Source organism: Leptothoe sp. EHU-05/26/07-4, from assembly GCF_043421015.1.
Lineage (GTDB): Bacteria > Cyanobacteriota > Cyanobacteriia > Phormidesmidales > Phormidesmidaceae > Leptothoe > Leptothoe turfae.
The window spans coordinates 365,961-392,493 of record NZ_JAXSQV010000006.1; the positions used below are offsets into that span (position 1 = coordinate 365,961).

A 26,533-nucleotide genomic window follows, 5' to 3' on the forward strand; every position below is an offset into this window, starting at 1 on the left:
TTACCAGTTGGTGCTCACCACCTCAACCACCGGATGGATATCACCCAAGGCAAGAACTGAAAGATAACGTCTAACTTCTCCGAATCAGGTCTAATCCGCAAATGCCGGCAAACCCGGCAAAGAAGTACGCCGCAAACTGCCCTGGATGAGAATCTATTAACGGGTCTTCAGAGCCAATCAACCGACCAGAGTTATCACTCGCCGCAAAAATCAGCACAAACGCTATCAGACAAAGACCGATGCCTTTACCAATGGCATATCGTCTACCGACAGAAGATTTAGACTGGATGGACGGCTTCTGCATCGTTGGCTCTCGATGTTTTAACTGCTTGCCATTCATATACCTACTCCTTGGATGCCATCGTAATTAGACCCACACCACCACCCATCAACAGGGCTGCTACAGCAGACACCTCACGATTTGGAATCAGGCTAATCGCCGTAAACAGCAAACCAATCCCAAACATCACACTACCCAGGATCGCAATCATACGTTCAGAAAGATTCATCATAGGCAGTACCTGAAAGCATCTAGAAATCATTGTAGGAGGCAGACCGTTTTTTACAGGATTTTCGACATAATCTAGTTCACATCCAGAACTGTAGTTTTTTGGTATAGGAAACCTCAAGATTTCAGCTTAGATCAGGCTGCGTGCAGTAACCTATGGCTGAGAGTTCCATACCACTCTGATGACTGCCCTTGATCGCAACGCACAACTACAGAAACTACGCGATAGTCTGCGCCCTGGCCAACGTCGCTTGGCTGACTGGCGCGGTGGACCGCTTGCTGTTTCAGCCGTGCCAGGCTCTGGTAAATCTACGGGTATGGCTGCTGGTGCTGCGATCGCAATCTCCCATTTTCAACTCCACGCCCGCAAACAACTTGTCCTCGTCACCTTCACCCGCTCTGCTGCCGCCAACCTCAAAGCCAAAGTCCGCCATCACCTCAAGGCCCTCAAACTTCCCTACAACAGCTTTATTGTCCAAACATTGCACGGGCTGGCTCTCAACATCGCCACCCACAACCCGGAAGTCTCCGGCATCAACCTCGAAACCACCACCCTCGTCTCACCGAACCAAAGTAACCGTCTCATCCGCACGGCTGTAGAATCTTGGATTCATGAAGCACCAGCCCTTTATCATCGGCTTGTGGAAGGCCAAAGCTTTGACGGGGAAGAAACTGAACGATTGCGACGGCAATCAGTACTCCGCACCGAGATACTGCCAGCCCTGGCCTACACCGCTATCCACGAAGCTAAAAGTTCAGGCCTTCAGCCTGCCGACCTGAATCGTATTGGTCAGCAAGCTCCACCTAACATTTATCAACTCTTAGATATCGCTGCCGGACTCTACGGGCAATACCAAACCCTTCTCAGTCAGCGAGGTCTAATCGACTACGACGATATGATTTTGGCTGCACTGAAGGCATTAGAAGATCCAGACATCAGCCGTCGTTGGCAAAGCCAATTCTTTGCTGTATTTGAGGATGAAGCTCAAGATTCATCACCTTTACAGACAAGGTTATTGGCGAAATTGGCGGCCAATCCTGATGTTGACCCAGAAGCAATTGGTTATCCAGATCCCCCAAATTTGGGGGACAGGGGGGGCTCCCCCAACCTCGTCCGCGTCGGCGACCCCAACCAGGCCATTAACTCTACCTTCACCCCTGCCGATCCGGTTTTCTTCAATCAATTTTGTGACGCCAACCGACCTGATCGCCTTGCCACCATTGACCAGGCCGGGCGCAGCACCCCAAAAATCATGGATGCTGCTAACTACGTATTGCAATGGGTTAACCAACAATTCCCTAGGGAAGAGCCACCATTCCGAGCACAGGCTATCCTGCCCGTGCCCCCCAATGACCCACAACCCAATGCCAACCCCGCACCCTTGGGTCAAGGTGTGGAGCTTATGAAACCTGCCGACATCAATGTATCTGTTCAGAAAATTGCGCAAAAGGTAAAAGAACTAATTGATAATTGGAAAGAAGAGAAAGAAAACACCTCTTCAAATGCACTACCAGCACCACCCACGCTGGCAGTGTTGGTGCGAGAAAATCGTCAAGGTCGATTTATTCGAGAAGTTCTAGAAGATGCTGAACGCTTAGGCTTTGATTTTGCTGAGACAACTGGGCTAAAAATTTATGATGTGGGCAGTCGCGATCGCAACACCCAAGTCCCTCTCGAAATGTTGCACCTACTCCTATTCATCGAACGGCCCCATTCTCCTGACTATCTCAAAGGAGCCCTGCGCGTTCTTGTAGATCGCCAACGCATTCCCACCCAAGATCTCAACCCCCTCGCCACCAATCCAGAACAGTTTCTCTACCCTGGTCCCCTTGAACCACCACTCACCCATGAGGCCGCGCTCAATGCCCGTCGCTACTGCACTAGCCTGCTACGCGCCCGCTTCGACTTACCCCCCTATCATTTGATCCCCTTTCTAGGCACCACCCTCAACTACAACCAAAGCGAGCTCGCCACCGCTGACAAACTGGCAGCCCGTATCGCTCAGCAAACTACTGAAGAGAGTAGCCTCAGCACCATGATTGGCGCACTCCAAGAAATCGTCAGTTCTGAACGGTTTGATGCCATTGAGGCCGAAGATACGGAGGCTCAATACACTCGAGCTGGGCAGCTCACGATCATTACCATGCACAAAGCTAAAGGTCTAGACTGGGATGTTGTGTTTCTCCCCTTCCTCCACGCAAAACTAATCCCCGGCGAATCCTGGATACCTCCCCAGGGTGAGTTTCTTGGCAGCGTCTCCCTACCCGACGTTGCCCGCGCCCAAATCCGTACCTACGTCCACGACAATCAAACCATTCCTGAGATGCAAACAGCTTGGCACCGTGCCAACGACCTCAAAAAAGCAGAGGAATTTCGTCTCCTCTATGTCGCCATGACCCGCGCCAAACGTCTGCTATGGATGAGTGCCGCGAAACAAGCCCCTTTCACCTGGAGTAATCCAGACAACCTACAGAACGGAGAGCCTTGTCCAGTATTACGACCGTTGGATAAGTTTATGCGGGAGCGGCAAACAGAGTCATTTTAGAATTAACGTTGTAGAGAGGTTGTATGCAACCTCTCTACAACGTTTTGCCCCTGCCAACATTTTCGCCTCCAGAACCTCACTATGCCTAAATCTGTTCTAAAATTCTCTTCCGAAGACTGCGGCATCTGTCACAAAATGTCCTTTTACGACGCCAAAGTCGCCAGCGAGCTAGGCCTAGACTTTATCGATATCAAAATGCAGGATACAGCCACATACCGCAAATACCGACGGGTGCTCCTGACCCAATACCCTGATAAATCAGATATGGGCTGGCCCACTTACATCATTTGCGAAGAGCCTGAAGGGGAATTCAAAATTTTAGGTGAGGTCAAAGGTGGGCATCCCAAAGGAGAATTTCGTAAACGTCTCCAGGCAGTTATTAATTAAAAGGTGGGGCGTGGGGAGTCAGAAGTGGGGATTAGGAAATGGAAAATGGAGAATACGTATTTTCACTGATATGGGATGTGTGTTTTAGCCTCCATCCCACTCCCTAGGGCAACGCACTCCCTACGTCCCACATCCCACACAAAAAAAAGCTGGCGATTTTATTCCCCAGCTTTTGATTGAGATGTTCTTAAAGTGAAATGTTATTTGAGCCTATCTAGTCAGGCTATCTAGCCGATAGGGCTAGATAGCCTGATGGATGATGATCTCTAACGGATTTAGAGCACACCGATAGTGGCCAAACCGATGATGGCACCAATACCGATCACGTGACCTAGGCTAGTACAAGCCAACATTGCACCATGGCCCATGCCACCGAAAAATTCGGAGGAAGGTAGACCAAGGCCAACGTTCTTATGCTTGATACCGTAGTTACCGAGTGCGATCGCAAGTACGTTACAAATGATCATGACGAGACCCACTTTGGGGCTCCAAGCAACAGTGGCGGGAGTCACTGCCAATAAAGAAGGTAAGTAAAGCAAGTTACCGTCTCCTCTCAGAAATAGTATGGTTTTGAAGTCTTGAGGCCGACTTAGCGCAAACTAAGTACAAACCTTGTCATCATCTTTCATCAATGCGAAAGATCAACGACCGCCTCGTTGCAAGACTTTACAATGGAAGCATAAATACCTATGTGCACGCCCCATGATTCACGGTTTACTCTGGCTTCCCTTGCTGATCTTCTTTTTTTGGATTACCTGGGCAGGCTGGAACGAGTACAAAAAAGTCGAAACCTATAAGCAATGGGCTACTCAGTTTGAACGTGCTAAGTACGATATCTATGCCGCTCTAGGGCAAGTAGAGCGTACACTGACGTGGGGCTTACCCACTCGTCAAGGCGTCATCGATCTGCAAACCATCCAATTTGCTCAGATTCGCACCATCGATCTGCTGATCCAGGGTGACGACGCATTTACTCAAACAGTCAAAGGTACAGCTAAAAAAAGTGAGGCCGTCATCCAGCTCAATCTACAAGACGGTAAAACACCACAGATTCCATTTACAGATGTGGAACTGGCTAAACAGTGGCATGGTTTCTTAGCACAAACATTACAGGCAACGGAAAATGCAGCATAGCGATCGGCACTGAATTCAAACCTTAAAATTCAAAACCGCCCCCTTCACCCATAGCCTCGTCCTAATAAACAGATCATCCCGGGCACTACTTTTTTTCCAAGAAGTGTCAGAATATCTGCACTATTTGCAAAGCTGAATGCTTAAATATATTCTCCAGCTATCCCAGGAGACCTAAATTAACCTCATTACTGGATAACATCAGTCATTAGCCACCTCGCTCTAACGCTTCGTTTGGCAAGCTCCCGTCGAAACGCCGCTTCTCCTTTTCCCCACTGGCACCACCAACAGTCACTCATTACACCTCCCATGCCAGACATTCCTGAATACTCTCAAGCAACCTTGGCCAGCCGTCGGCAAGACCTCAAACAGCGGCGTCAAAGACTTTTTTGGCAACAGCTATGGCGGCAAACGGCCATGGTTGGGTTAACTTTAGGCTGTTTGAGTTTAGCTACATCCAATCGTTGGCATATTCACTCCACTGAGCAGATCAACCTCAGTGGTAATCAACTGCTGCCCGATGAAGAGGTTTATGAACTAATAGATATTGACTATCCTAAATCCCTTTTAAAGGTACGTCCCCTAGATTTAGAACATGCCTTGACCGATAAGGGACCTATCGAGGACGCCATCGTTAGGCGGCGGCTGTTACCCCCCGGTTTAAATATCCGCATTCGGGAACGAACACCGGTTGCGATCGCTCTTCCAAATGTGGACGTTGCCATTAAGTCTCTAGACGATGATCCCCAGAGTTTTTCTCAGATGGGGCTCTTAGATGCCAACGGCTATTGGATGCCCTACAACAGCTTTACTCAACTAGGGTCTCAAGAACCCAAGCTACAGGTTCAGGGCATGCGTCCGGCGTATCAAAAACACTGGTCGGACATCTACCAAATGTTACAAAAAAATCCGGTATCCGTCTCTCTTCTTGATTGGCGTGATCCAGCCAATTTAATTCTGCATACAGACCTTGGTATTGTGCACATGGGTCCCTATGGGCAGAATTTTTCTAAACAACTGACTGCCCTCGATCGAATGCGAAATTTGAACGCCAAAATGAATATCGAAGAAATCGCCTTCATTGACCTGCGTAATCCCGACAATCCCACCTTAGAAATACTCCAGGCAACAAAGACTCAAGCCCCTTAAAACAGCCTAAAAATAATGTCGCTTGAGATCGCTCAATACATTACTACGTAGTAGTCTTCGGTTATAGATACTGATATTTATCGGCCCCTTATAACGACTATCTTTTGTTTTCAATCCATATGGTTAGTTTGCGCTTTTTAGAAGCCAGTTCTTACCCATTTAAATTCTTGAAGTAATCAGTAAGTTGAGTTGGTTTTTTAAGCAAGTTCCCGTATAGTTGACTAGAATATGCCCCCATAGTGTTCGAAATTAATCTTTAAAATCTCTGTGAAGCTTTGAGAAAGCATATTTCAAGCTTTCTCTGCCTAGATTGATGAATTACCTCAATCTTCTATTGGCGGAGACCTGCCCTGCTTGGTTTGTAATTGCTATATAGTTAGTTCTTACTTTTGCGGCAGTCGCGTGTGTTCTGTGACTGATTGGGTCAATAGCTCACTGATATCTCGTATACCTTTGCCCTATGTCTAAATCATCCTCACACAACTCTCACGGAAATTCGGGTCTGGGCCTCAATATGTCTGATATGAATAATAATCATCGTAATGAACCTGCGTTGAGTAATGCAGCTATGGGGAATGATATTGTGCCTGGGAGTATGGCGAGGATTAAGGTTGTTGGTGTAGGTGGTGGCGGGTGCAATGCCGTTAACCGAATGATCGATACCGGCGTATCGGGTATTGAGTTTTGGGCATTGAACACCGACGCTCAAGCATTGACTAAAGCGAATAGCGCTAATCCATTACAGCTGGGTCAAAAGCTGACCCGTGGATTGGGCGCAGGCGGCAATCCAGCCATTGGCCAAAAAGCAGCTGAAGAATCAAGGGATGAAATTTCCACCGCAATCGAAGGTGCGGACCTGGTTTTCATCACTGCCGGTATGGGTGGGGGCACTGGCACCGGCGCAGCTCCCGTGGTCGCAGAAGCTGCTAAAGAAGCAGGCGCACTCACCATTGGTGTTGTTACTCGTCCTTTTACCTTTGAAGGTCGTCGTCGCACAACCCAGTCAGAAGAAGGGATCATGGCGCTACAGGAATGCGTAGATACCCTGATCATTATTCCTAATGACAAGCTACTGTCAGTTATTTCAGAGCAAACCCCGGTACAAGAGGCCTTTCGTTTCGCTGATGATATTTTGCGCCAAGGTGTACAGGGCATTTCTGACATCATCACCATTTCTGGTTTGGTGAACGTTGATTTTGCTGATGTACGTGCCGTTATGGCCGATGCAGGCTCTGCCTTGATGGGTATTGGTGTGGGCTCTGGTAAATCCCGTGCCCGTGAAGCAGCCATTGCGGCAATTTCATCACCGTTGCTAGAAACCTCCATTGATGGCGCGACGGGGGCTGTCCTTAATATCACGGGTGGCAACGACATGACCCTACATGAGGTGAATGCCGCAGCAGAAATTATTTACGAGGCGGTTGATCCTAACGCAAACATCATCTTTGGTGCCGTAATTGATGAGCGGATGCAGGGTGAAGTCCGCATTACAGTGATTGCCACTGGTTTCAATAGTAATAGTGAATTTGGTGGTACGGCTGCCGTTGCCACGTCTCCATCAAGGATTGCTCCGCTACAACGGCCATCTTCAATCGGTTCTAAACCAGCTGATTTACCATCAAGTATCCCAAGCAATCGCCCCAGTATTGCCCCCGATCTGGATATTCCAGATTTCCTGCAGCGGCGGCGACAGTCGCGATAGGTAGCGGTTTTTTATGGCTTATATTCCACCAGTTGCTTTAACCATCGCTGGCTCAGATAGCGGTGGGGGGGCTGGAATTCAGGCAGATCTGCGTACCTTTTCATTCCATGCTGTTCATGGAACCAGTGCGCTTACATGCATTACAGCTCAGAATACCCAAGGCGTATCGCGGGTTGATGCCCTAGCCCCAGAGGCTATCATTGCTCAGATTGAGGCAGTGTTTACTGATATGGGGGTTCAGGCTCTGAAAACGGGCATGTTGCTCAATCAACCGATCATTGAGGCGGTGACTGATTATCTCAAGGGGTTGGTCGATGTGGACTGCGTGATTGATCCGGTCATGGTATCGCGCACAGGGGCACAGCTAATAGATGATAATGCGATCGCAGCTCTAAAAAAGCTGATTCCTCTCGCCACGGTTCTCACCCCCAATCGCTACGAAGCTGAAATCCTCAGCGGTCAATCTATTAAGACCCTAGAACATATGAAAACCGCAGCCCAGGCTATTCATGGTTTGGGTGCCAAAGCCGTTATCGTTAAAGGTGGTGGTTTTGATAACGAACTGCGCGGCATTGATGTTTGGTATGACGGCACGACCCTAACCAAGCTAACCACCAGCTGCATCGACACCGCCGACACCCATGGCACTGGCTGCACCCTTTCCGCAGCCATTACTGCCAATCTCGCCCTGGGTCATACGCCATTTGAGGCTGCTAAACGCGCTAAAGAGTATGTCACACAGGCATTAAACTACTCGCTCCGGATCGGCACAGGCCAGGGACCGGTTGGACATTTTTATCCATTATTGACGTAGGGATGTATGTAGGGGTGTTGCATGCAACACCCCTACATGCGTTTTCTCAATCCCCGTCTGGTTTCGGCCACACACTCTCCCAATCGGGACATTCATCATAATCTTCTGGTCCATGGGGATGGAGCGCACAAACCAGCATCTGCCCACCATAACTCTCACCATGATAATAAGAGCAACCTGCACACTTGGGATGGTTCTGTAGCCAGGGTGTGAGGGTTTGATGGATTGGAGCCATGGTCTGCTCACACCAGCTCACCATGGAACCGACTACGGGATCCAGCTGAGTTTCTAAATCATCAAGAGCCTGGGATATAGGCGGTGAGATATTTTCCACCACCTGCTCCGCTAGCTCATCAGCCAGTTCATCTGCGGCATCCAATACTGGGCTCACAACATTTACAGCCTGCTCTGCTAGTACATCCAAGAATTGTTCAGTCTGCTCTAAAGTACTGTGAACAGCCTCTTGCAGATCTTGTTGTAGTTGTTTTAGCCAGTCGTCCATAACGATGGAAAGTCAAGAAGAGCCATAGGTAAAAGAATAAACTCTCAGAAAGGTGAGAAATAGAAGAAATCCTGATTTTTGAGTGTTGAATTCTTAGTTGATGACCACCCAATACATCACCCCTGAGTCATGCTTATGGGTAAACAGAGTTAACAGCTGTTAACCCAAAACTAAAAATTAAAACCCTCAATATTAAACTCAATCGTCGTCGTCTTTCAGACGTTGCAACTCAGTCTGAAGCTCTTCAATTTCTTTACGTAGAGCATCAGTTGCTGCTCGATCGTCAGGTTCATCGTCTTCAATAATTTCAATTTTACGGGGTGCGCTATCAGCAGGTTGGGTAGATTCAGTCGCAGCAGCTGAGCTCTGGGCACGGTCAACCATATCGTTGACTATTTTCTGAGCTTCATCAGCCGTAATTTCACCACGAGCCACCAACTCATCGACTAGCTTTTGGGCCTGTAGTCGTAGATCACTAAACCCATCACCTGCTTTTTCAGATGCATAAGACGCTAAGCCTACACCTAAATAGAATGCTTTTTGCACCAACTGGCCAAAGTCTGCCACGACCCCATACTCCTCTAACAATATTTGGTGAATAAGTGAAAAAGCCCCATCACTTTCATATCTTCAGTTTTAACAGCGGATCTCGACAGTGTGTAGCGTGCTCAACCGTCGGATAGCCGTACCTGAATGGAGCAGATACACCATAAAAACAGAGGAGACCCGGAGACTACGCCTATCTCAAGCATCCCGTATTGCTGCTACCTTCCGGTCCTGACAAGATTTGGGCGTTGCGATCGCATAGATCCGAGTCACTTACTAGCATAGCACCGTTTTCCCACACCTATCTAAGAGGACTTTGGTACCTGGCGTAAAAACTCGATTAGATTGCGGAAAAATTTAGGACTGAGCGGCTCTCCAGATTCATCTGTAAAAATTGAGTCAGGCGTATCAGCTGCCTCTGAAAGCATCATGGGTACTTCCTCAGCCAGCCCAATAAAGATTAAACGAAATGCAATACGCTGAACTTCTTCAATGGGCAGCATCAAGCCCTGAGCAATTTGACTAAGGGATTTTTTTTCATCCATCAGCCGCCAGACACTCCACTCCGCTTGATTAATACGTACATTAGGCTGACCGCGTATCAGACTGACTAAGGCCGACTGCGGGTGGGGTAGTTTGTCTTTAAAGGCTGTCCAATCTTTCAAAATACGCAGTCCTGGCAAAACCACCTCAGTAGCAACGACACTGAGGCCAGTCATTTCCACCTTAGGCAGGGGCGCATCCGGGTCAAATGTAAAATAACCATCTGGCACTTGGAATAAATCACAAATCTGACGAATGACTTGAGCCGCGAACAAGATTTGTAATTGCTTGGGGCTTAAGACTCCTTGAGCACGTAAAAATCTTCCCAAAGGTTCATCCACAGGGCAACGACGAATCAACCGCTCTATCATCGTGGTGCTGAGGTAACGACGATGGTTAATTAAAGTAGCGAGACAGCGACAATCCAACCGATTTGTCACCGTGACAATACGACCACGATGAAGCCATATGAAATAGAACTTAGGTTGTGCTTGACCAGGAGTCGTTAGTCCCTGAATAGAAAGCAGTCCCGTCTTTTTGCCATCTTGCAAAAGCTGGAAAACCTCTGGCAGTGAAATATCTGAGAGATAACCGTTGACAGACATGCTGTACGATAGCGACGATACGGCATTAGCGTTGCGCTATTGAACAGCATATATCAACCAGAATTGTTCTGGAGAATTGCTTTAATTGCAGCCTCCTGACCATCGTACAAATCAGGGGGACTACACCAATAGCGCTTGAAGTTCACCCACAGCTCGCTTTACCTCAAGGTTCAAGATGCCTTTCTTAACCATGCGGGTAGCTAGCACCAAAAAAACAGCTTCTTCTCCACAGTTACTCAAAATGCAGTAACCGGCTTCTCCATCAATCGCAATCTGACTGACTTTGCCCCGCAATAGCTCACTACCTATCCTCTCCCCTAAGGAGACAAGGGCTGCCGACATCGCTGATACTCGCTCTTCATCCATGTGGCTTGGTAGCACAGCCACCAAGGGTAAACCATCCGGCGTGACTAAGGCTACCCCTTCAATATCATTTGTGCCGCTGACAAAATTATAGAGAGCCGCTTGGAGTTTAGCCGCATTGATGGCCATAATTTACTTCGTGAATCACCCAACGTATCTACGAACAACTATGATATAGCGTCCTCAGTAACAGCACTTGAGAGCCATTTCATAAATGAATATTTTCTCGAACTTAACTAGTAGCACCTGTCGGCACATCTTCTAAATAAGTTCCGCATAAGTTCCGATGAGCTTATTACTGCATGCGATCTATCGTACGGTACTGAATCGCTTCAGCTATATGGGTAGACTCTAAACTGTCAACAGCAGCAAGATCGGCAATTGTGCGAGCAACTTTTAAGATCCGGTCAGTGGCACGGGCTGACAACCCCAGCTTACGCACTGCGGTTTCCAATAAGGTGCGTGATGAATCGTCCAGTTGACACCATTGACGCAGATGCCGACTTTCTAAATCGGCATTGCACTGTAGCTTAGGTTCACTCGAAAACCTAGATTGCGATCGCCATCGAGCCAACTCCACACGCTGACGCACTGGCTCTGACGGTTCGCCCGACTGATATCCGGTGATTTCTTCAGGCTTTAACCGACTCACCACTACTTGCAAATCAATCCGATCCATTAAGGGACCTGACAATTTAGCCCAGTACTGTTCACAACTTTGTATTTGAGCAGCAGGTGAAACTGGTAAATGCTTAGCTTAGTAATGCTGCTCAGATTCACTACTGGCAGCATTACTGGGCGATACAGTAAGCAGACAATGTAGCGGCGTTGCACTTCTAGCAGATGGGGGTGCGGCGTCATGAGTAGCACCTTCCAAATTGGAGTCATCAAGGCCACACGGGGCAGTGTCCAAAAACGAATCCTTAATGTAGATGGAAAGCCGACTAAGGATGAGAACCATTACTTAGGCATTAGTCAAGGCGAAGCCCGCACGGTTGAATTTAGAAATAATCCGCTAGTCGGGCTCGCCAATCTGATTGGAACGCTCAAAAAGAATGAGGCCCTCACCCTAGGTGTGCCATCCCATCCGGGCATCAACCGGGTCTTTCCAAAGGACCAACTCGGAAAGCTAAAGAAATTTAGTAGTCTGAATACTCAGACTGCCATTAGTCGATCTAAAGAGTACTACCAATGGCCAGAAGATACGCATGCGGTTCTACTAGACCACGACCCTGAACCGAGTCAACCCGAGCTAGATGCTGATCAATTTTGGCAGGCGTTGGTGAGTTGTGTGCCCGAACTGGAAAGGTGCGGACGAGTGGTGACGATGTCCACTAGTAGTAGCATTTACGACAAGGCCACAGGGGCATGCCTTAAGCCAGCCACTGGACACCACACGTATTTAATGGTCCGTGGTGATGTTGAGCGGCTGAAGCAGGTTCTCAAAGTTCGCACCTGGCTGAACGGACACGGCTTTCATAAGCTAGCGAGGGCCAATGCCCAAACCGGAGTCACGGCCATCCATCAACGGACGCTGGTAGATCTCTCAGTGTTTTCCGCAGAACGTCTGGTCTATGAAGCAGGTGCCATCGTCCCAGATGAATGGGAGCAACGCAGACCCGCACCACAACTATTTAAAGGAGACGTTCTGGATATTGACACCCTTCCAGAACCAACCCCTGAAGAATTGGCCGAAGTTGAGCACCGAATCAAGGAGAGCAGGAAGCTAAAAGAGCCTGAGCGCACCGCCAACGTAATAGAGCACATCAAAAAAGAGCAGCCAGACCTGACACCAGAAGAGTGCTCCAATCTGGCCAACGAACGAATCGAAAAGGCCCAAAAGGTAACACTGGATAGAGAACACACCCTTTACCTAAGTAACGGACAAACCATCGCAGCCGGAGACATCGGCCCTGAACATGATGGCCTGAGGCTATGCGATCCCCAGGAACCGTCCTACCGAGGTGGGCGATCGGATGTGGCTCGAATTTTCTGCCAACAACCTGGCAATTGGACCATCACCAGCTTTGCTCACTCTCAAGACGTCGCCCCTCGGAAGTATCGCCCCGCCTGGAGTGCCGTGACAAACGAAGCGGGCAAGACAGATGCGACGCTCAAGGCCGCCCATGCGCAAGTCAAAAAAGCGGCGGCCACGGCGGCAAAATGGGCGGCAGCGGTCGGCCAGGACTGCACCCCCCTGGATATCGCAACGGTACCGGATGTCGACACTGCCAAGGCTGAAACCCAGCGTTACCGTGAGATTGAGCGGAAACACCGGCAAACCCTTCTCAATAGCGCTCGGGGCAAAGCCATGCCTAACGACCGGGTCATCAATCCGGGTAGTGCAATGAACGAAGTAGACTTCGAGCGGATTGCCCGCTATGACGGCCCGGTCGTCATTTCAGGTGAGACCGGGTGTGGCAAAACTGAGTTTGCAGCTCAACTGGCGGTCTATCTGCAACAACGCTATGGAAATCTGACGTACCACGGGGTCAGTCCGACGCAGACCTTATCGATTGAGAAAGCGGCCCGCTTCAGTGCAAAAGGGCTGACGATGAAGTCGTCTGCGGATGACACAGGGAGCACGTTCAACCAGGGTGGCAACCTAGATACGCCTGCGGAGTCCCTTTATAAGATCAAAGGCCAGCGGGTGGACTATCTGGCGGCAGACGAGCCCGATACCTGGATATTGCGAGTGCTCAAGGGCCTATTGGGTGATGCCGCCGATCCGAACCTGGCCCAACTGCAAGCATTGATCAAAGAAGTCCCAGTCCAGCTCTGGTTGAACGCCGACATCAATCCCATTACGGTCGATTTCCTTGCAGATATATCCGGCGAACCGGTCAAAGTGGTTGAGCTGATCCGCGAGCAGCCACGGAAACCCGTTAAGGTTGACCTCTTTTTAGATGATGAGGATGAACACGGGGAGACGATTTCGGGGGCAGGCGCGTTTTATCAGTCGCTGATCGATGATGCTCTGGCCGGGAAACAGATTCTGGTCTTGGCAGGCAGTGTTCGAAAGGCACGGGGCCTCAAGGGCTATTTCAATCACAAAAAAACGGCCTCTAAACTAAGACGAGCCCTCAAACAGGCGGGCGTACGCGTGGTGTTTCGAGACGGCACCTACTCAACTAAAACCCAAAAACGAGGGTTTGCGGCCAAGCCGGACGAAACAGTCCGCGATGCCCAGATTGTGATTCTGACCCGGCTGGCTGAAACCGGGATTGACCTGCAACGTGACTTTGATGTGGTGTACTGCGCCGCGTCACCAAAAATGGCAGCCAGTTCTGTTAACCAATTCTTTAGCCGGTGCCGTAGCCTGTTGCGTGGCGATACCCCCAAACTGTGCGTATACAGCCCTCGCGAGTCGTTTACCAGTATTGAGCAGCTCACCGAGTCGTACTGGGCGGATAAAGAACGCCAGGAAAATCAGCGCTATCTGGCCCTGTTGAAAGGGGATACGACCAAGGTGAAGGCGCAGCTCAAAAACCTGGACTGGGCGATTGATTGGGCGGCTAAGTATGAAGCCTGGGCGGCACGACAACGGTTCTTTCGAACTGATCTGCTGCTCGATAAATGTAAGGCCCTCGACTGGTCTGTGCGAGAGGTACGCAGTGACCCCGGCACCAACAAAGCCATCAAAACCCTGCTGGATAAAAAAATCAACGCGGCGGAATGGATGCGGTGCCGAACCATTGCTCGCGGTAAACGAACGCTGGAGGACTACCAAACTATCACGAGAGAAGATGGAACATGCGTATTAGACGCGTTGGCGTACCGCTCAGCACTCCTCGACCCAACTGAGTCGGGTTTCATTCTGAATTGCCATCGGCGGAAGCTGGAGCTGAGTCGGTTATTCCCAGACTCTGCGTTGGAAAATAAAGAACTGATTCACACACTCGAAAATCAACAGGGGCTCTTAGCTCAAATGTTACTAAGAGCGGCAATTGAGCTGGGTTCCCAGAGTGACCAGGTAGTGCAGCTTATCCAACTTATCTCCGATGACCATCTGGAAACCCTGAGCCAGACCGGGATCCTACAGGGGTTGAAGGAGCTAAAGGGCTCTAAAGCCCTCCTGACCTTACAACTGGCCGATGGGGTGGGGCAGCACCGGATGGTTCAGCGCATCTTGAATGGCGTCGATGATGAGATTGCCCTGGATCGGGAAGATGTCATCGAGTTTGCCCAACTCTTGGCGGCCAATGCGGGGATGCTAAATCTCTGGTCACAAAAATATTGGGGGAAAGAATTTGTCTGGGATGAAGACCCCATCAGTACGGTCTGCAAATTCCTCGATAAATATCTGGGAATTATTACGGCGTGTGCGAGGCAACCTTGGACCACTATTGATGGGCGCAAAAAACGCGTCCGCGTGATGCAAACCAACTTGAGTGAGAAGGGCCGAGCTGCTATCTCAAAGGAGGTCACTAAAAAACAGATCAAAGCGCAAGGGGTAACGCCGAGCGCTGAGACTCGGCAGGCGTTCACCGAGCAGGCATTAGAGCAGCTTGCGGAACTCAATCAGTTCATCGAGGGGTTAATTAAGTCTGCCGTGACCGGATGGCAGCAGCGTCTACACGCCTTTATTGTCAAGGACTCTGATGACAGCACAGTAAAACCAAGACCTTATCCAGAGGATCCTCTGTTTACTGTGCTGCCCGAGGGGACACCTCCACCTGATGGGCTCATCGGAGGGCTAAATTCCCCGATAAAAGCTTGTCACCGTGATGCTGATCCACCCCCTGTCGGTATTCAACCCTCAAGATCTCAACAGTAGACCCTCTGATATTGGATCAAAGCTCATCTTCCAGTGAAGTTGAGTGAATAAACGCGCCAGTTGCTAGGGAAATATAAGAGCAATGGGTGGGACGTTCGTCTCAGCCCCATATAGTTATGACCTCAGACACACCACCGTCCAGAATCACTACCTTATCTACCAAGGCGTAATAAACCTCGTGGCGTTCATTTACATCCAGGTAATCCAGGGTGTCGGACTCTCGGAGTAAGTCTAGGTAGTGTTTATAGGCATCAAGGTCTACCGGCTGGGTCTGTTGAGCTTGGTGCCTTGCGGCTCTGAGTTCTGCTTCAATCTCATCCACCATTGCCTGCGCTCCTTTCCTACTGGATCGTAAGGCCATCGCCTTAGCTTCATCTAGCTCTCTTTCTAGAGCCACTACCCGTTGCTGAGCAATTTCATCAGTCTTGGGCTGAACCACCAGTTTGGCAATATCACTGGCTTGGGAGGCCAATTTTTGCTGGATAGCTTGCTCTATGATTTGAATTCGGGTTCCGGCACGATGATCGCAGTTGTTCTCCTTCCGGCATCTGCCATATTTTCGTCCCCAAGGCTTATTTCCTGCGGAGTATTGAATACAGCACTTGCCGCCACAGATACCACACCGTAGGTAAGACGAACTGATCGGGTGTTTCCGGCCACCCCATCGGGCTAAATTTTCTTGGTTGGCTTGATAGTGATACTGAATCGCCCGGTATTGAATATCACTCATGATTGCCTCATGGCAATCGTAGGCTTTGTGAACAATCACACCCTTCTGTTTGTAGAAGAAGTGCCCCCTGAGCACTGGGTTCTGTAACCATGTCCTAAGAGTAGTCTCTCTAGGGAGCTGCGGATTCGCCCCCTGACGTTTTTTGAATATTTCGCTTAGTACGTCATCCGCCTGTATTCGCTTTGCGATTTGGTAAAGACTAACCCCATCAGCCGCCCACTGAATTAATTCTTTCAGGGGCTCCCTAAATTCTGGGATAACTTCATAACGACCTTTGTCCTCAGGATTCCGGCGATACCCAGCAGGAGGCTTACCCCCCATGGCCTTGCCCTGAGCCCTGCGCTGTTCATAATTCCGCAACTGCATTTCAGACAGGCGCTGTGATTCCTGTTGGCCCACTATCAGCTTTAGACCCGTTACCAAGAAGTGGTCTCCTTTAACGGACATATAGCTACGGGTTAGCAGGTCAAACACTCTGACCCCCTTCGTTTCCAGTTCTTCGAGCTGTAACATGCCCTGAGCAGCCAACCTGCCAAATCGCTTATCGTTCGAGATAAATAACGTCACCTCATCAGATTTGGCTGCATTACGACAGGCATTTAAGCAAGCTTCGAACCCTCGACGTTTGATTTTTTTCCAACCGGACACACCATGATCGATGAAAATATTCTCTTCAGGAACACCTGCATCGATCATCATTTGGTGTTGGTTCTTGAGGCTAGTGAGTTGCTCTTCTTTAGACGTGGATACTCGTATATAGCCGAATTGTTGCATTGGATGGCCTGCTGCTGAAAATCAATATTGCTGCCAGTGACGCGATAAGCAAAGAAACGATTTTGGCAGTTTTTTGTTTCTTTGCTCTGGCCTTAGCCTTGAGATCTGCTGCCTTTCTCAACAACGCCGCAATGCGATCGTGAAGGCCTCTGAGTCTCTTTGGCTGTTGCGATGGTTCTGGCATCTGGAGATTGTCGCCACCAGTTGCTTTAGTGGAAGGCGTTTTAGGCGTACTACTCATGACTCAGTCCCTCCTGCCAAAATAAATCTCTTGTTTAGTGACGTGGCGAGTGTAAATCGAGTACAATATGAAAAGTCTTTCGACTTTTGCATTAAATTCATACTTGAGGGCCTCCTAAGTGTGGTCATCAACATTGGAAAACTCACGACTTGTCCTGGTGTAGGAACTTTGGAGCAAGGTGTGAGTTTTTTTTCTGCCTCAAGACACCTTGCACAACTGAGTTTTCCAAAAACTACTGAAATAAAGGGTTTCAATTATCTGCAACCTGATTTGACAATCTATTACGGAAAAACGATTACGGAAGAGACTCCCAAGGCGGGTCTCGGGCGACTCCCCCCCATCTCCCCCTGAGGGTGTTCATGCCAAGGCCCCCTGGATTGCGTTAAGTGCGCTGACACGGTCTAGCAATTCTTTCGTAACGTTCCATTGCCAGATCGCGTCTTCTATATCGTGCTCAGCGGTTTCAAAGAGAATCGTTAATGCGTCCAAGGGCGAATCAATGCCGATGATTCCCTCGTTGCTTAGGAATCCGAGTCGGATGCCGTAATCCTGTAGATGCCCGATGCGGATCCAGGTTTGAGTGACAAGCTGCTGTTGGCCCAGGCTGAGGGTGAAGAAGCGCTTCTTGAGTTTCTTGATGTGGCGATTTGGCACTTCTAGATAGTGGGCCACCGTTTTGAGTAGCCTCCAAAACGATTGAGAGCAATCAATCTCCTGAGAATTTTTATTAGAGGCTGGGCAAAAAGAATTTTTCATGCTATTTATATATATGTAATCTCTTTTTACTGTACGGATTACATTTGCATTCAGGGTAGTGTTCTGAAGTCAATGTAAAACCACTCAGAGCCGCCTGACTCCTCTTGGTCAGGCGGCTTTTTGCTACGTGGCGACTTTCCGCTGAGACGCCGTTTTCTGCTGAGGAGCCGTATTTGCGGAGATCAGACTTCTCAAGCGAGCCGTCCGGCTTTCACCTTGTTGGCTATCAATTTTGCGAATGTCACGAGCGCTCAGACGGAACGAATAGATTTGGAGGGGTTCGCTACTTTTTCTCATGGTTCAGTTCCTACTTGATTGGGTTGCATAGATGATGGGAGATGCGGAGAACAGCCAGGCAATCGCCCTAACAGGAGTGGTGTACCTGAGGTACAACTAGAGTAATCTCAATAGACATACTAGACTACATTTAATGGCGTTACTTAAGGCCAATAGAGATATATTGGCCTTTGCGTGTTCTCTTATAGTAAGACTAGCTTACTATTAAGACGACAGCAACCCTTATTTTGTGAAGTTATCTCACGGCTGATACGTAATTATAGGTTGCTTGGCGATTGATTGACTAAAGATTCAGCTTACAGTTAAGACTACATAAAGCCTCTAAAGCCAAATAACGGGTCGATATGACGGATTCTCGACGCATCCGCTAGGTGAATCAGGGATCCCGTCGCGCGCTGAGATCTGACCTGTGAATTTTTTGTGATGTCTGATTACTTGGAGAACTCAACGCATTCTCGCCATATGGTCAGACGACCGAGTGCTCTTGCCGTCGTTGATCGATGCCCGTTCAGTGTCTAGTGGGCCACCCCTTTATCTATCGTGAGCGTCTAGTTTTTGGAGCCATCAGCCCTCTGCTTTGAGCGTCCGGCCTATAGGTTGGCTGGCCGTCTGCTTCTCGTACCCGTCATCCCAGCAGGACAGACAGCAGCACAGCCATCGTGACACCCTGGAACGTCATCACTCCTCAGCTCTCCGGCGCTTGTCTTCCCCTTCAACTGGTGGCTCCCATTCCGGCACCTCTTCATTCATGGACTCCAGCCATAGGGCCAGCCCCGTTTCAACCGCTTCAGCAAACGTCAACTCATTCAGCGCACACACCGATCTGACCTTGAGTAGCAGGGGCTTAGGGAGGTCTACGGAGGTGTGCCCATAATTGGGGTCTTTACGTCTGCTGCGGGCCAAGTGAGTCACCGTCATAAAAGTCGCCCCTATTGTTACATACCAAGGCATCCGTCATATTTTGGGATATAGACATCTTGCGATCTTCATATCTTGATGCCATAATATCAAAAGCAGGAGTTCCGATACCGCTACCGAACCGACCGAAATCGGAACTCCTAAACACCCGCTTTTTAGTAACGGAACGAGAAATCAATGGTTACAGCTACTGACACCCCGAAGGCCGGGGTACCCAAACGCACCAAAACGGAACCTGCCATCGTCTTAACCGCTGCCGGTGATTTTGGCTATTCGCTGGCTCAACTCCGTGGCTCAACGATTCAGGTGAATGAGCCGAGCTACTACATCAAAGAGGGACTCTCTGATTTGCCCGATATGCCCGAGGAAGGAGTGTTTACCTATATCTTGGGAGATGCTACCGAGCTAGTAGGGCGACATATTGCCGTGGGCAGTGCCGCGTATGCCATCGACCCTGATAACTGTCAGAAGAATTCGGACGACAAATCAAACAAGCTGGATTCAGCGCTCATCATGGTGCTCGGGTTGTTGACCTACCAGAAAGGACTGCCCGAGGTCTTTACTCTGAACTTGCTGACGTGTCTACAGAAGGTGACGAAAGAGTTACGACGCTATGCCATGGACATCCTCTCGGGGACCCATGAGATTAAATGTGGTCGTCGGTTTCACAAAATCACTATCCAGCCGCTGGGGTGTGGGGATGAAGGGATTGGTGTGCTGTTAGGGGTGCCTGATTTGAACACCCATGGCAACATCGTTGTTATGTCCATTGGCGGTGGCACGATTAATGTCAGTTCGTTTTATCGCAGGAAGCTCGTTAATCAGGCCCCGTTTCCGATGGGGGTGATGGATCTCTATCAAAAGATTGCGCTGGCTCCCAGTGTTACCGATGTGTTGCGGTCAACCAGTGGTGATATTCATGTCATCCGCCAGGGGGTTGAGCGAGGGGATATGTATTATGGAGCCGCTGTGGCCCATGACCGCTTTAGTTTCGAAGACGACTACTACATCTTGTTGAAAGAGTGGTTCACAGAAGCGTTTGTTAGGCCACTGCAATTGGCGAACAAGTTTATGAAGACCGCTGATGCGGGGTTGGTGTTTGGGGGTGGTGCGATGCTTCCAGGGATTGAACCGTTGCTTCGTAAGTACAACTTCAGAGTGGTTGAAGATCCGGTCAATGCCAATGTTCAGGGCTTATATGAGATTGCGAAAGCGTTAGTCGCGAAGGGAGGTCAGGCCAGTGGCTAAAGTCCACATCCGGGATGTGGTGAAGGCTGACTTAGAGGCTCGATACCCTGGCGATGACTACACATTCTCAGATCGCGTGTTGAAGTTGATGACTGAGCTAGATGCCTATAAGAGAATGGCCGTTCGTCGTGATGAGGCGACATCCCAACACAAGACGCAACGGTCAGTGCCTGAGGAAGGCTTGGCAGAGGATTTAGCTGAGCTCTGTATATCTGACGATGAATCCCCATGAAAACCCAACGTTTTATCCATACTCGCACCCACCAAACCGTTGCCCTGCCTGTCCTGGGCCATGGGTTTGTATTCTCGCCGGTCCCTGGCATGAAGCCTGCTATCTGGACCGTCGATGGGCTTAGGGCACTCGGCTTCTTTATGGCCTCCAATCACACCCGCTGGTTACCTCCGGCGAGGTATCCGCGCAAGCTGATTACCCGAACTACCCAGAGAGAACGTCGCGGAGCTTACACGTACTAGACCGACCTGGCGCTAACCCTTCTCCACCACCAGCACCTCCCACCAGGCCACCCTCTTCAATCTAGCCAACCCCTTTCTAGTCATGAACACCCGTACTCCCAAGGTCAGAGATACCTACCGGGCTGAAGTCTGGTTGAATGCCGCTCAGGTCTCGTTTCTCGATTCTCTCTATCCCGATCAGGAGCTGGCGATCCAAGTCGGGCTCCTGATCCGAGATGAGATGAGGGCGAGTCGTCGTAATACGCCTGGAAAGCCTGATCCAATCGCCTCCCAGGGCACGGTGGTGGCGTTACGACCGGCCAAGCGACCGGCCATGATGCGACCCAGAGCTACAGATAGGGCTGAGCTTTCTAAGGTCCCGATGGCGTCTTCTGGCCCCCCTGAGCCTACGAAGGTCCCGGTGAAGGCGTCTAAGGTCCCGGTGGCTCCCAAGACCGCTGTGGCTACTTCTCCTAAGCCAATTACTTCTCCTAAGCCAGTTACCCCGCCTAAGCATTTCCCTGAGCCGTCCCAGCCTGCTCCACCTCCCTCCTCAGCGCCTACCAAGCCCGCTCCACCTCCCACTGCAGTCCAACCCGCTCCTGCCCCCACTCAGCCTTCTCCCCCTTCCTCCTCCCAACCCTCATCTGCCAAGCTCCAGGCCAGGCCTTTCATTGGCAAAATCCACCTCGATAACCCGATCTCTCAACTCCAGGAAATCTGCCATAAGCATCAGGTGCGACTGCCTCAATACGCCTTTGGCCATTGCCAGGGGGGCTTCTTCTGCGAGTGCCAGGTGAAGGTGTTGGGTAAACAGCTTGCAACCACAGGAGAAGCCCCCAACAAGAAATCGGCCAAGCGAAGTGCTGCGATTGAGGCCTTGAAACAGCTGGGGTACTCGTGAACGGAGCGATAACCAGACTTGTTCAAACAGACAAATCAAAGACTTAATCAATACGTTAAAAAGTCAATAAATATCTTTCCAAAAGGAGCGATCTAATCTCATCGCTCCTTTTGATTTTTAGATAGTTTTCTAAGGCAATCTCCACAACAAAAATATCTGTCACTCTAAAAAGTCTTATGTGATGATCACTATTTTGTTACTCACTCAAAAAAGTTTAGTAAGGAATTTTCACTTACCTATTTCCAACGGAGTAATGGGCCTTACCAGATTCCTTACCGCCTTCCTTACTGGGGAAGGATTCCTTACACCTACCATTACAGGGTCATTACAGCCCCTTACTAAGCCATTTTCCGGGTAAGGAATCAGTAAGGCGCTGGTAATGAGGAGGGCTGATTCCTTACACCTACTATTACATATACATTACGGCTCCTTACCAAGAGCTAGATCCGGGTGAACTCCGTGGTAAGGCCAGTAATGCAGTAAGGCGTCAGAAAGGCAAAAGTAAGGGTCTCAGTAAGGATTCCTTACACCTCCCATTACACATGCATTACCCGGATCGGCCATTTCCTTACTGGAGAGGGATGATTCCTTACACCGCTGATGTAATATACATTACGGCCTTACCAGGGGGGAAGGAAGGAGGGTGAGAGAGTTACTGATAGAAACTATAGGTTTGTAGGGGTATTTATTAGCAAGAAATAGGAGTTTTAGCTATTAATAAATAAGGCTATAAAACTGGAAATTATTGTTGATCGTGAGCAAACAGCCAGAAAGGCCAGGGCAGTCATTTCAGATACTTGTTTTGGGTAAGTCGCTACCAAGAAGATGTAGCAACGTAAGGCAGAAAGTGTAATGTGAGGGTTGCCCATCCTCATCCCCATCTCAGCCAATACGTCTCACACAGGAACAGCAACTGGCCTTGCTCGATTGGCACCCTATCTTCATCACCTGGTGTCCTCATTTCGAAATGCCGATCACTCAACCGCCAACCTCAACCGCCAAGAGTGCACCTGCCATTGCCCTTAATCCTTCTGCCCTCGAAAAATACACGGGTCAAGGCGAAAGTAAAGAAAATTAAATACAGTTCGCTGAAATTTGCCCCTTGGCAGTCATTGGCTCTGCATCCTGTAAACATGCCCCTTCAAGGGAATACAGAATTCCTCATTTAAGGGCACTCTAGGCACAGAGGGCAGACATACTGCTCCATCAACCTATGAGTAACGTCTATAACAAAGCAACCCTCGATGCCTGACGCATCGGGGGTTATTCAATGAGGGGAGTCTTCAGCTGATGTGCTCGCCTAGATACCCATCAATCATCAATCCATCAGGGTAAGCGTGATCTGGGAATGACTTTAGATGCTCACCCACACAGACAACGCTCCTCGCACCATCATCACTCGCAACAACGGGATTCTAAAAAGTAATAACTACTGGATGGATGAGGCGATAGTTTTTCATCACTCCTTTCAACTTTCAGATATTTTTTAGGGAAGTTTCCAAAAGAAAACTATCACTCTCCCAAAGAAAGTGATGTAGTGATCAAATAATAATTACGTCACTAAAAAAGTTTAGTAAGGATTTTTCACGAATAAATTTTGTACTTTTTCCAACGAAGTAACAGGTGTTACCGCCACTGTTACCGCATCTGTTACTTGGAACAAAAATGTTACACCCACTGTCGCTTGGTCGTTACCGCCTGTTACTAGCCTGTTTTTCCAGTAACAAGGCTGGTAACAGGTGACCTAAAGTGTTACGACCCCTGTCGCTTGGGCGTTACCGAGATCGGGAAGAGGCTAAGATAGGGCAGTATCCCAAGTAACAGACAGTCCTTAGTAACAGACTGAAAACGCCTTTTGAGTGTCCGTGTTACTGGACTGTTACGATGCTGTCGCTATTGCGTTACGGCGTTCGGTAACGTCTGATACAAATGAAGGTGAAGTGTTACGATGCTGTCGCTATTGCGTTACGGCGTTACCAGGTAAGGAAAGTGGAGGTAAAAGGCTTTCTGTTAGAAACTTTGGGATTGTAGGGGTATTTATTGTTAGGAATTAGGATTATTAATAAGTAGTAAATACGGGTTTATTTTTGAGGATTCTATTAGGAATTAGCAGGAAAGTTAGGGAAGAAAGAGTGAATCTCAGGGTTATTTGTATATTTCACTACCAAGTGCTATGGCGATGCCAGGCAGCAAAAGGTTACCTAAGGGGGTACCTAAAAGGGCACCTAAGGGGGTACCTCATGGAGATCGCAAGATGATCGCATGGGTACCTCATGGTGATCGCATAGGTCAAGATGATCGCATGGACCCCTCAGAAATATCCCAGAGATATCTAAAAGGGTCCTCCGAGGATCCCAGGAGGACCCTCGGATAACTTTTGGGCGACCCGTGGGCGACCCGTGGGCGACCCTCGGATAACTTTTTCTGAAATGTGAACTGTATTTTGAGTGTGATGTGACAGTCAGTGTGCTAGTTATGGGGGTGTGAGTCACCCTGTGTCTACCCAGGGTCGTTGAAGCCGTCAAAGGTAAAACGCGATCTCAACCCTTCTGGAGATCGCAACCTTCCAGTTCTTAACGAGAACGCAACCCTTCAAGATTCAGGGTGCTATCCAGAAAATTTCTGGGCGATATGCTTATGGTGTTTCTCCAGAAAGTTTCCGTATCGTTAGTAGTGAGCTGGCATACGACACTGTCATGGAATTGCGAATCGCCCAAATCACGGATGCAAATGCGATTATCTCATTCGATCACGTTGCGGCATCCGAACCAGCACGTGTCCAGTTCATTCACGACCAAATCGAATCATCCGCGTGTTATGTCGCCGTCATCGACGCGAAGGTGGTGGCCTACGCGGTGCTGAATTACAAGTTCTATGACAATGGTTGGATCGAAATGCTCTATGTCCATCCGCAATTCCGCCGTCAAGGAATCGGGTCTACGTTGATCCGTCATTTGATCAACGCATGCCGCACCCCCAAACTGTTCACATCGACGAATCAATCCAACGTCCCGATGCAACGGCTACTGGCAACGCTGGAATTTGATCGAAGTGGCTTCATCGAAAACCTTGACGAAGGTGATCGGGAACTGATGTACTTCAAACGATTACGCGATAATGCCACCTAACAACGTGTTGAACCAGAGCGGCGATTCACGCGATTTTTGAGATCAACGTCAACCGTCGCCGCCCGGTTAACGCAATCGTTAGAGCGCAGTAGAGAAAATATGACTGACCTGAGTCCAAAGGCGGTAGTACAAGCATTCGTTGACGCATTTAACTCTGCGGATGTAGAAGCCCTGGCATCCCTGTACGCTGAGGATGCCGTCAACCATCAGGTTGCGGAGACACCCGTAAATGGGCGTAGTGCCATCCGAGACATGTTCGCGAAAGAATTTGCCACAGCTCAAATGACCTGTATCCCCGAAAATCTATTCGAGGACGGCGAATGGGCTATTCTTGAATGGCGCGATCCTTTGGGCTTGCGAGGATGCGGATTCTTCCAAATTGTTGACGGCAAAATCAGTTTTCAGAGAGGGTATTGGGACAAACTTAGTTTCCTGAGACAACACGGGCTTCCGTTGCCGACAGAGTAGAGCTCCATTGCCTCCGTTAGTCCTTTCAGGGTCAGGTTGTCTTCCCACTCAAGTTCTCTACAGGTTTCGTTTCAAGGTCCCAGCAGTTTTTTGTGCTACTTTTCCGCTTCAAGCCTCCGTGTTCTATCTTCGCTGGAAAGCTCCAGTAAGCTATGTTTGGGACGATCGCCAAGCTGCAGAGGCGATCGTTTTCTAGGGCGATCGGCTGTGTAGAATGCTGGAGTAGCGAGAGTTGTCTAACTCTGAGTGCAGCGGACGCTCCGAAAACCACCTTTCTGAGTGGAATTTTTAAACTTCTGCTCGCCGCCCAGTTGACGCAATCGTTATGTCGCGTTCGCTCGCACCTTAGTGTCATGCCGAATTGTGATTTCTTTGCGTACGGCAACGACCATCGTTTGATCCTGGATCACCTCTTCGAGACGATGCCGTGTCGCATCTTTGAGCTTGCCTCCGAGTTTGAGACCGAAATCACAGAATTTCGCTCACTGTCTGATGTCGAACGCCGATATCAGATTAACGATTGGTCGCAGGGACAACACCCGACACTTCACCTACAAATCTATGCCGAAGGTGCAGGCGGCTACGTCCATTTCCGACGCGATGACGTGAATCCCCAAAAATGTAAGGGTGCCACGTACCGGCATTCCTGTCACGGATGGGGACTCATTCAGCTCTATCTTGAATCGCCACGAAACGGGAGCCTTCGCCACTCGCACATGAATCACAACTCAGAAACGCGGGCTCACAACTGGGCGACGACCTATCCCGAGCTGGGGGATCCGACCGGATGGAACTGGGCGGTTGTGAATGCCTTCTCGCGCAAGCTGAATCGGGTTATCCGCAAGTCTGGAGTTGAAAAACGGAGTTCTCGTATGGTCCTTCCGCAGGCGGCATCGTTTTTTGCAGCCTTACAATCGAGGGACCTGTAGGGCTCGGGAAGCGCGAGATGATAACTGGATGTAGTCGGAAATACCGATCGCAACCCTGCAAGTTATTCAAGTTTTTCCTGCGATCGCAAGCCTTTTAGGCAGCGGCACTAAGAT

At 49.4% G+C, this 26,533-nt stretch carries 26 protein-coding genes, 1 other RNA gene and 1 pseudogene; 14 read left to right on the top strand and 14 right to left on the bottom strand.

Annotated elements, in window-relative coordinates:
- Positions 1 to 70 precede the first annotated feature (70 nt).
- Both U2F10_RS23675 and U2F10_RS23680 read right to left on the bottom strand, forming a co-directional pair.
- Entirely contained in the window at positions 71 to 340 is a 270-nt protein-coding gene (locus U2F10_RS23675; RefSeq protein WP_006516662.1) for a hypothetical protein, read from the bottom strand.
- Positions 341 to 344: 4 nt separating this feature from the next.
- A complete protein-coding gene (locus tag U2F10_RS23680) occupies positions 345 to 512 on the bottom strand; it encodes a hypothetical protein (RefSeq protein WP_163671239.1) in 168 nt (55 codons plus the stop codon).
- Positions 513 to 690: 178 nt separating this feature from the next.
- On the opposite strand from U2F10_RS23680, the gene U2F10_RS23685 reads away from it, so the two are divergent.
- Together U2F10_RS23685 and U2F10_RS23690 are read left to right on the top strand one after the other, a co-directional pair.
- Positions 691 to 3,054 carry an ATP-dependent helicase gene (locus U2F10_RS23685; RefSeq protein ID WP_499873415.1) on the top strand — a complete coding sequence of 788 codons (2,364 nt, stop codon included), beginning with the start codon at positions 691 to 693 and terminating at the stop codon, positions 3,052 to 3,054.
- A gap of 81 nt (positions 3,055 to 3,135) precedes the next feature.
- Complete coding sequence (locus tag U2F10_RS23690) at positions 3,136 to 3,441, top strand: thioredoxin family protein (protein ID WP_163671241.1); 306 nt, start codon at positions 3,136 to 3,138, stop codon at positions 3,439 to 3,441.
- 275 nt (positions 3,442 to 3,716) lie between these two features.
- Here U2F10_RS23690 and psaK read toward each other — a convergent pair whose 3' ends face one another.
- A complete protein-coding gene (gene psaK, locus U2F10_RS23695; protein WP_006516666.1) occupies positions 3,717 to 3,980 on the bottom strand; it encodes a photosystem I reaction center subunit PsaK in 264 nt (87 codons plus the stop codon).
- Positions 3,981 to 4,143: 163 nt separating this feature from the next.
- Between psaK and U2F10_RS23700 the strand changes: the two genes are divergently transcribed.
- The 4 genes from U2F10_RS23700 (at position 4,144) to thiD (ending at position 8,237) form a co-directional block, all read left to right on the top strand.
- Positions 4,144 to 4,575, top strand: coding sequence for a hypothetical protein (locus tag U2F10_RS23700; RefSeq protein WP_163699274.1), 432 nt, complete (start codon positions 4,144 to 4,146; stop codon positions 4,573 to 4,575).
- A 306-nt stretch (positions 4,576 to 4,881) separates the two neighbouring features.
- A complete protein-coding gene (locus U2F10_RS23705; RefSeq protein WP_163671243.1) occupies positions 4,882 to 5,721 on the top strand; it encodes a cell division protein FtsQ/DivIB in 840 nt (279 codons plus the stop codon).
- 523 nt (positions 5,722 to 6,244) lie between these two features.
- Entirely contained in the window at positions 6,245 to 7,423 is a 1,179-nt protein-coding gene (gene ftsZ / locus U2F10_RS23710; protein ID WP_431732100.1) for a cell division protein FtsZ, read from the top strand.
- A 13-nt stretch (positions 7,424 to 7,436) separates the two neighbouring features.
- Positions 7,437 to 8,237, top strand: a complete 801-nt coding sequence (gene thiD / locus U2F10_RS23715; protein WP_163699278.1) for a bifunctional hydroxymethylpyrimidine kinase/phosphomethylpyrimidine kinase — start codon at positions 7,437 to 7,439, stop codon at positions 8,235 to 8,237.
- 46 nt (positions 8,238 to 8,283) lie between these two features.
- Here the strand turns inward: thiD and U2F10_RS23720 are convergent, their stop codons facing one another.
- The 6 genes and pseudogenes from U2F10_RS23720 to U2F10_RS23745 all read right to left on the bottom strand — a co-directional run.
- The gene (locus U2F10_RS23720; protein WP_163671246.1) at positions 8,284 to 8,739 is read right to left on the bottom strand and encodes a hypothetical protein; all 456 of its coding nucleotides are present in this window, start codon (positions 8,737 to 8,739) and stop codon (positions 8,284 to 8,286) included.
- 198 nt (positions 8,740 to 8,937) lie between these two features.
- Positions 8,938 to 9,306, bottom strand: a complete 369-nt coding sequence (locus U2F10_RS23725; protein WP_499873416.1) for a phasin family protein — start codon at positions 9,304 to 9,306, stop codon at positions 8,938 to 8,940.
- A 153-nt stretch (positions 9,307 to 9,459) separates the two neighbouring features.
- An RNA gene (ffs, locus tag U2F10_RS23730) (signal recognition particle sRNA small type) lies at positions 9,460 to 9,556 on the bottom strand.
- A gap of 34 nt (positions 9,557 to 9,590) precedes the next feature.
- Entirely contained in the window at positions 9,591 to 10,433 is an 843-nt protein-coding gene (locus tag U2F10_RS23735; RefSeq protein ID WP_163671248.1) for a DUF4388 domain-containing protein, read from the bottom strand.
- 120 nt (positions 10,434 to 10,553) lie between these two features.
- Positions 10,554 to 10,925, bottom strand: a complete 372-nt coding sequence (locus U2F10_RS23740) for a roadblock/LC7 domain-containing protein (RefSeq protein ID WP_006516674.1) — start codon at positions 10,923 to 10,925, stop codon at positions 10,554 to 10,556.
- Positions 10,926 to 11,091: 166 nt separating this feature from the next.
- Positions 11,092 to 11,514, bottom strand: a pseudogene (locus U2F10_RS23745) (magnesium chelatase subunit ChlI family protein); the annotation flags it as partial.
- Positions 11,515 to 11,655: 141 nt separating this feature from the next.
- Here U2F10_RS23745 and U2F10_RS23750 point away from each other — a divergent pair.
- Positions 11,656 to 15,573, top strand: a complete 3,918-nt coding sequence (locus U2F10_RS23750) for a hypothetical protein (protein WP_499873417.1) — start codon at positions 11,656 to 11,658, stop codon at positions 15,571 to 15,573.
- A 100-nt stretch (positions 15,574 to 15,673) separates the two neighbouring features.
- Here the strand turns inward: U2F10_RS23750 and U2F10_RS23755 are convergent, their stop codons facing one another.
- The 5 genes from U2F10_RS23755 to U2F10_RS23775 all read right to left on the bottom strand — a co-directional run bounded on the left by U2F10_RS23755 (position 15,674) and on the right by U2F10_RS23775 (position 19,289).
- Positions 15,674 to 17,077 carry a recombinase family protein gene (locus U2F10_RS23755; RefSeq protein ID WP_499873418.1) on the bottom strand — a complete coding sequence of 468 codons (1,404 nt, stop codon included), beginning with the start codon at positions 17,075 to 17,077 and terminating at the stop codon, positions 15,674 to 15,676.
- A complete protein-coding gene (locus U2F10_RS23760; RefSeq protein ID WP_499873419.1) occupies positions 17,040 to 17,318 on the bottom strand; it encodes a hypothetical protein in 279 nt (92 codons plus the stop codon). Before U2F10_RS23760 ends, U2F10_RS23755 begins: the two co-directional genes overlap by 38 nt.
- A gap of 357 nt (positions 17,319 to 17,675) precedes the next feature.
- A complete protein-coding gene (locus U2F10_RS23765) occupies positions 17,676 to 18,074 on the bottom strand; it encodes a hypothetical protein (RefSeq protein ID WP_499873420.1) in 399 nt (132 codons plus the stop codon).
- A 123-nt stretch (positions 18,075 to 18,197) separates the two neighbouring features.
- Positions 18,198 to 18,371, bottom strand: a complete 174-nt coding sequence (locus tag U2F10_RS23770; RefSeq protein WP_499873421.1) for a hypothetical protein — start codon at positions 18,369 to 18,371, stop codon at positions 18,198 to 18,200.
- A gap of 678 nt (positions 18,372 to 19,049) precedes the next feature.
- On the bottom strand, positions 19,050 to 19,289 hold the full coding sequence (locus U2F10_RS23775) for a hypothetical protein (RefSeq protein WP_499873422.1): 240 nt from the start codon (positions 19,287 to 19,289) through the stop codon (positions 19,050 to 19,052).
- A 177-nt stretch (positions 19,290 to 19,466) separates the two neighbouring features.
- On the opposite strand from U2F10_RS23775, the gene U2F10_RS23780 reads away from it, so the two are divergent.
- The 7 genes from U2F10_RS23780 (at position 19,467) to U2F10_RS23810 (ending at position 26,419) form a co-directional block, all read left to right on the top strand.
- Positions 19,467 to 20,537 carry a hypothetical protein gene (locus U2F10_RS23780; protein WP_499873423.1) on the top strand — a complete coding sequence of 357 codons (1,071 nt, stop codon included), beginning with the start codon at positions 19,467 to 19,469 and terminating at the stop codon, positions 20,535 to 20,537.
- The gene (locus U2F10_RS23785) at positions 20,530 to 20,769 is read left to right on the top strand and encodes a hypothetical protein (protein ID WP_163671285.1); all 240 of its coding nucleotides are present in this window, start codon (positions 20,530 to 20,532) and stop codon (positions 20,767 to 20,769) included. Before U2F10_RS23780 ends, U2F10_RS23785 begins: the two co-directional genes overlap by 8 nt.
- Positions 20,766 to 21,011 carry a hypothetical protein gene (locus U2F10_RS23790; RefSeq protein ID WP_499873424.1) on the top strand — a complete coding sequence of 82 codons (246 nt, stop codon included), beginning with the start codon at positions 20,766 to 20,768 and terminating at the stop codon, positions 21,009 to 21,011. Before U2F10_RS23785 ends, U2F10_RS23790 begins: the two co-directional genes overlap by 4 nt.
- Before the next feature lie 82 nt (positions 21,012 to 21,093).
- On the top strand, positions 21,094 to 21,894 hold the full coding sequence (locus U2F10_RS23795; protein WP_499873425.1) for a double-stranded RNA binding motif domain-containing protein: 801 nt from the start codon (positions 21,094 to 21,096) through the stop codon (positions 21,892 to 21,894).
- A 2,696-nt stretch (positions 21,895 to 24,590) separates the two neighbouring features.
- The gene (locus U2F10_RS23800; RefSeq protein WP_499873426.1) at positions 24,591 to 25,022 is read left to right on the top strand and encodes a GNAT family N-acetyltransferase; all 432 of its coding nucleotides are present in this window, start codon (positions 24,591 to 24,593) and stop codon (positions 25,020 to 25,022) included.
- Between the two features lie 99 nt (positions 25,023 to 25,121).
- Entirely contained in the window at positions 25,122 to 25,490 is a 369-nt protein-coding gene (locus U2F10_RS23805; RefSeq protein ID WP_499873555.1) for a nuclear transport factor 2 family protein, read from the top strand.
- A gap of 353 nt (positions 25,491 to 25,843) precedes the next feature.
- Positions 25,844 to 26,419, top strand: a complete 576-nt coding sequence (locus U2F10_RS23810; RefSeq protein WP_499873427.1) for a hypothetical protein — start codon at positions 25,844 to 25,846, stop codon at positions 26,417 to 26,419.
- The last annotated feature ends 114 nt before the right edge of the window (positions 26,420 to 26,533 follow it).

Bases quoted from the DNA above. Each gene is read 5' to 3' on its own strand.
- U2F10_RS23690 (WP_163671241.1), top strand. From the start codon at position 3,136: ATGCCTAAATCTGTTCTAAAATTCTCTTCCGAAGACTGCGGCATCTGT.
- U2F10_RS23720 (WP_163671246.1), bottom strand. From the start codon at position 8,739: ATGGACGACTGGCTAAAACAACTACAACAAGATCTGCAAGAGGCTGTT.
- U2F10_RS23810 (WP_499873427.1), top strand. From the start codon at position 25,844: ATGCCGAATTGTGATTTCTTTGCGTACGGCAACGACCATCGTTTGATC.
- U2F10_RS23765 (WP_499873420.1), bottom strand. From the start codon at position 18,074: ATGAAAAATTCTTTTTGCCCAGCCTCTAATAAAAATTCTCAGGAGATT.
- U2F10_RS23770 (WP_499873421.1), bottom strand. From the start codon at position 18,371: ATGAGAAAAAGTAGCGAACCCCTCCAAATCTATTCGTTCCGTCTGAGC.
- U2F10_RS23685 (WP_499873415.1), top strand. From the start codon at position 691: ATGACTGCCCTTGATCGCAACGCACAACTACAGAAACTACGCGATAGT.
- ftsZ (WP_431732100.1), top strand. From the start codon at position 6,245: ATGAATAATAATCATCGTAATGAACCTGCGTTGAGTAATGCAGCTATG.
- U2F10_RS23740 (WP_006516674.1), bottom strand. From the start codon at position 10,925: ATGGCCATCAATGCGGCTAAACTCCAAGCGGCTCTCTATAATTTTGTC.
- U2F10_RS23735 (WP_163671248.1), bottom strand. From the start codon at position 10,433: ATGTCTGTCAACGGTTATCTCTCAGATATTTCACTGCCAGAGGTTTTC.
- U2F10_RS23800 (WP_499873426.1), top strand. From the start codon at position 24,591: ATGGAATTGCGAATCGCCCAAATCACGGATGCAAATGCGATTATCTCA.
- U2F10_RS23805 (WP_499873555.1), top strand. From the start codon at position 25,122: ATGACTGACCTGAGTCCAAAGGCGGTAGTACAAGCATTCGTTGACGCA.
- U2F10_RS23750 (WP_499873417.1), top strand. From the start codon at position 11,656: ATGAGTAGCACCTTCCAAATTGGAGTCATCAAGGCCACACGGGGCAGT.
- U2F10_RS23760 (WP_499873419.1), bottom strand. From the start codon at position 17,318: ATGAGTAGTACGCCTAAAACGCCTTCCACTAAAGCAACTGGTGGCGAC.
- U2F10_RS23755 (WP_499873418.1), bottom strand. From the start codon at position 17,077: ATGCAACAATTCGGCTATATACGAGTATCCACGTCTAAAGAAGAGCAA.
- U2F10_RS23780 (WP_499873423.1), top strand. From the start codon at position 19,467: ATGGTTACAGCTACTGACACCCCGAAGGCCGGGGTACCCAAACGCACC.
- U2F10_RS23675 (WP_006516662.1), bottom strand. From the start codon at position 340: ATGAATGGCAAGCAGTTAAAACATCGAGAGCCAACGATGCAGAAGCCG.
- thiD (WP_163699278.1), top strand. From the start codon at position 7,437: ATGGCTTATATTCCACCAGTTGCTTTAACCATCGCTGGCTCAGATAGC.
- U2F10_RS23775 (WP_499873422.1), bottom strand. From the start codon at position 19,289: ATGACGGTGACTCACTTGGCCCGCAGCAGACGTAAAGACCCCAATTAT.
- U2F10_RS23795 (WP_499873425.1), top strand. From the start codon at position 21,094: ATGAACACCCGTACTCCCAAGGTCAGAGATACCTACCGGGCTGAAGTC.
- U2F10_RS23680 (WP_163671239.1), bottom strand. From the start codon at position 512: ATGATGAATCTTTCTGAACGTATGATTGCGATCCTGGGTAGTGTGATG.
- U2F10_RS23700 (WP_163699274.1), top strand. From the start codon at position 4,144: ATGATTCACGGTTTACTCTGGCTTCCCTTGCTGATCTTCTTTTTTTGG.
- U2F10_RS23790 (WP_499873424.1), top strand. From the start codon at position 20,766: ATGAAAACCCAACGTTTTATCCATACTCGCACCCACCAAACCGTTGCC.
- U2F10_RS23705 (WP_163671243.1), top strand. From the start codon at position 4,882: ATGCCAGACATTCCTGAATACTCTCAAGCAACCTTGGCCAGCCGTCGG.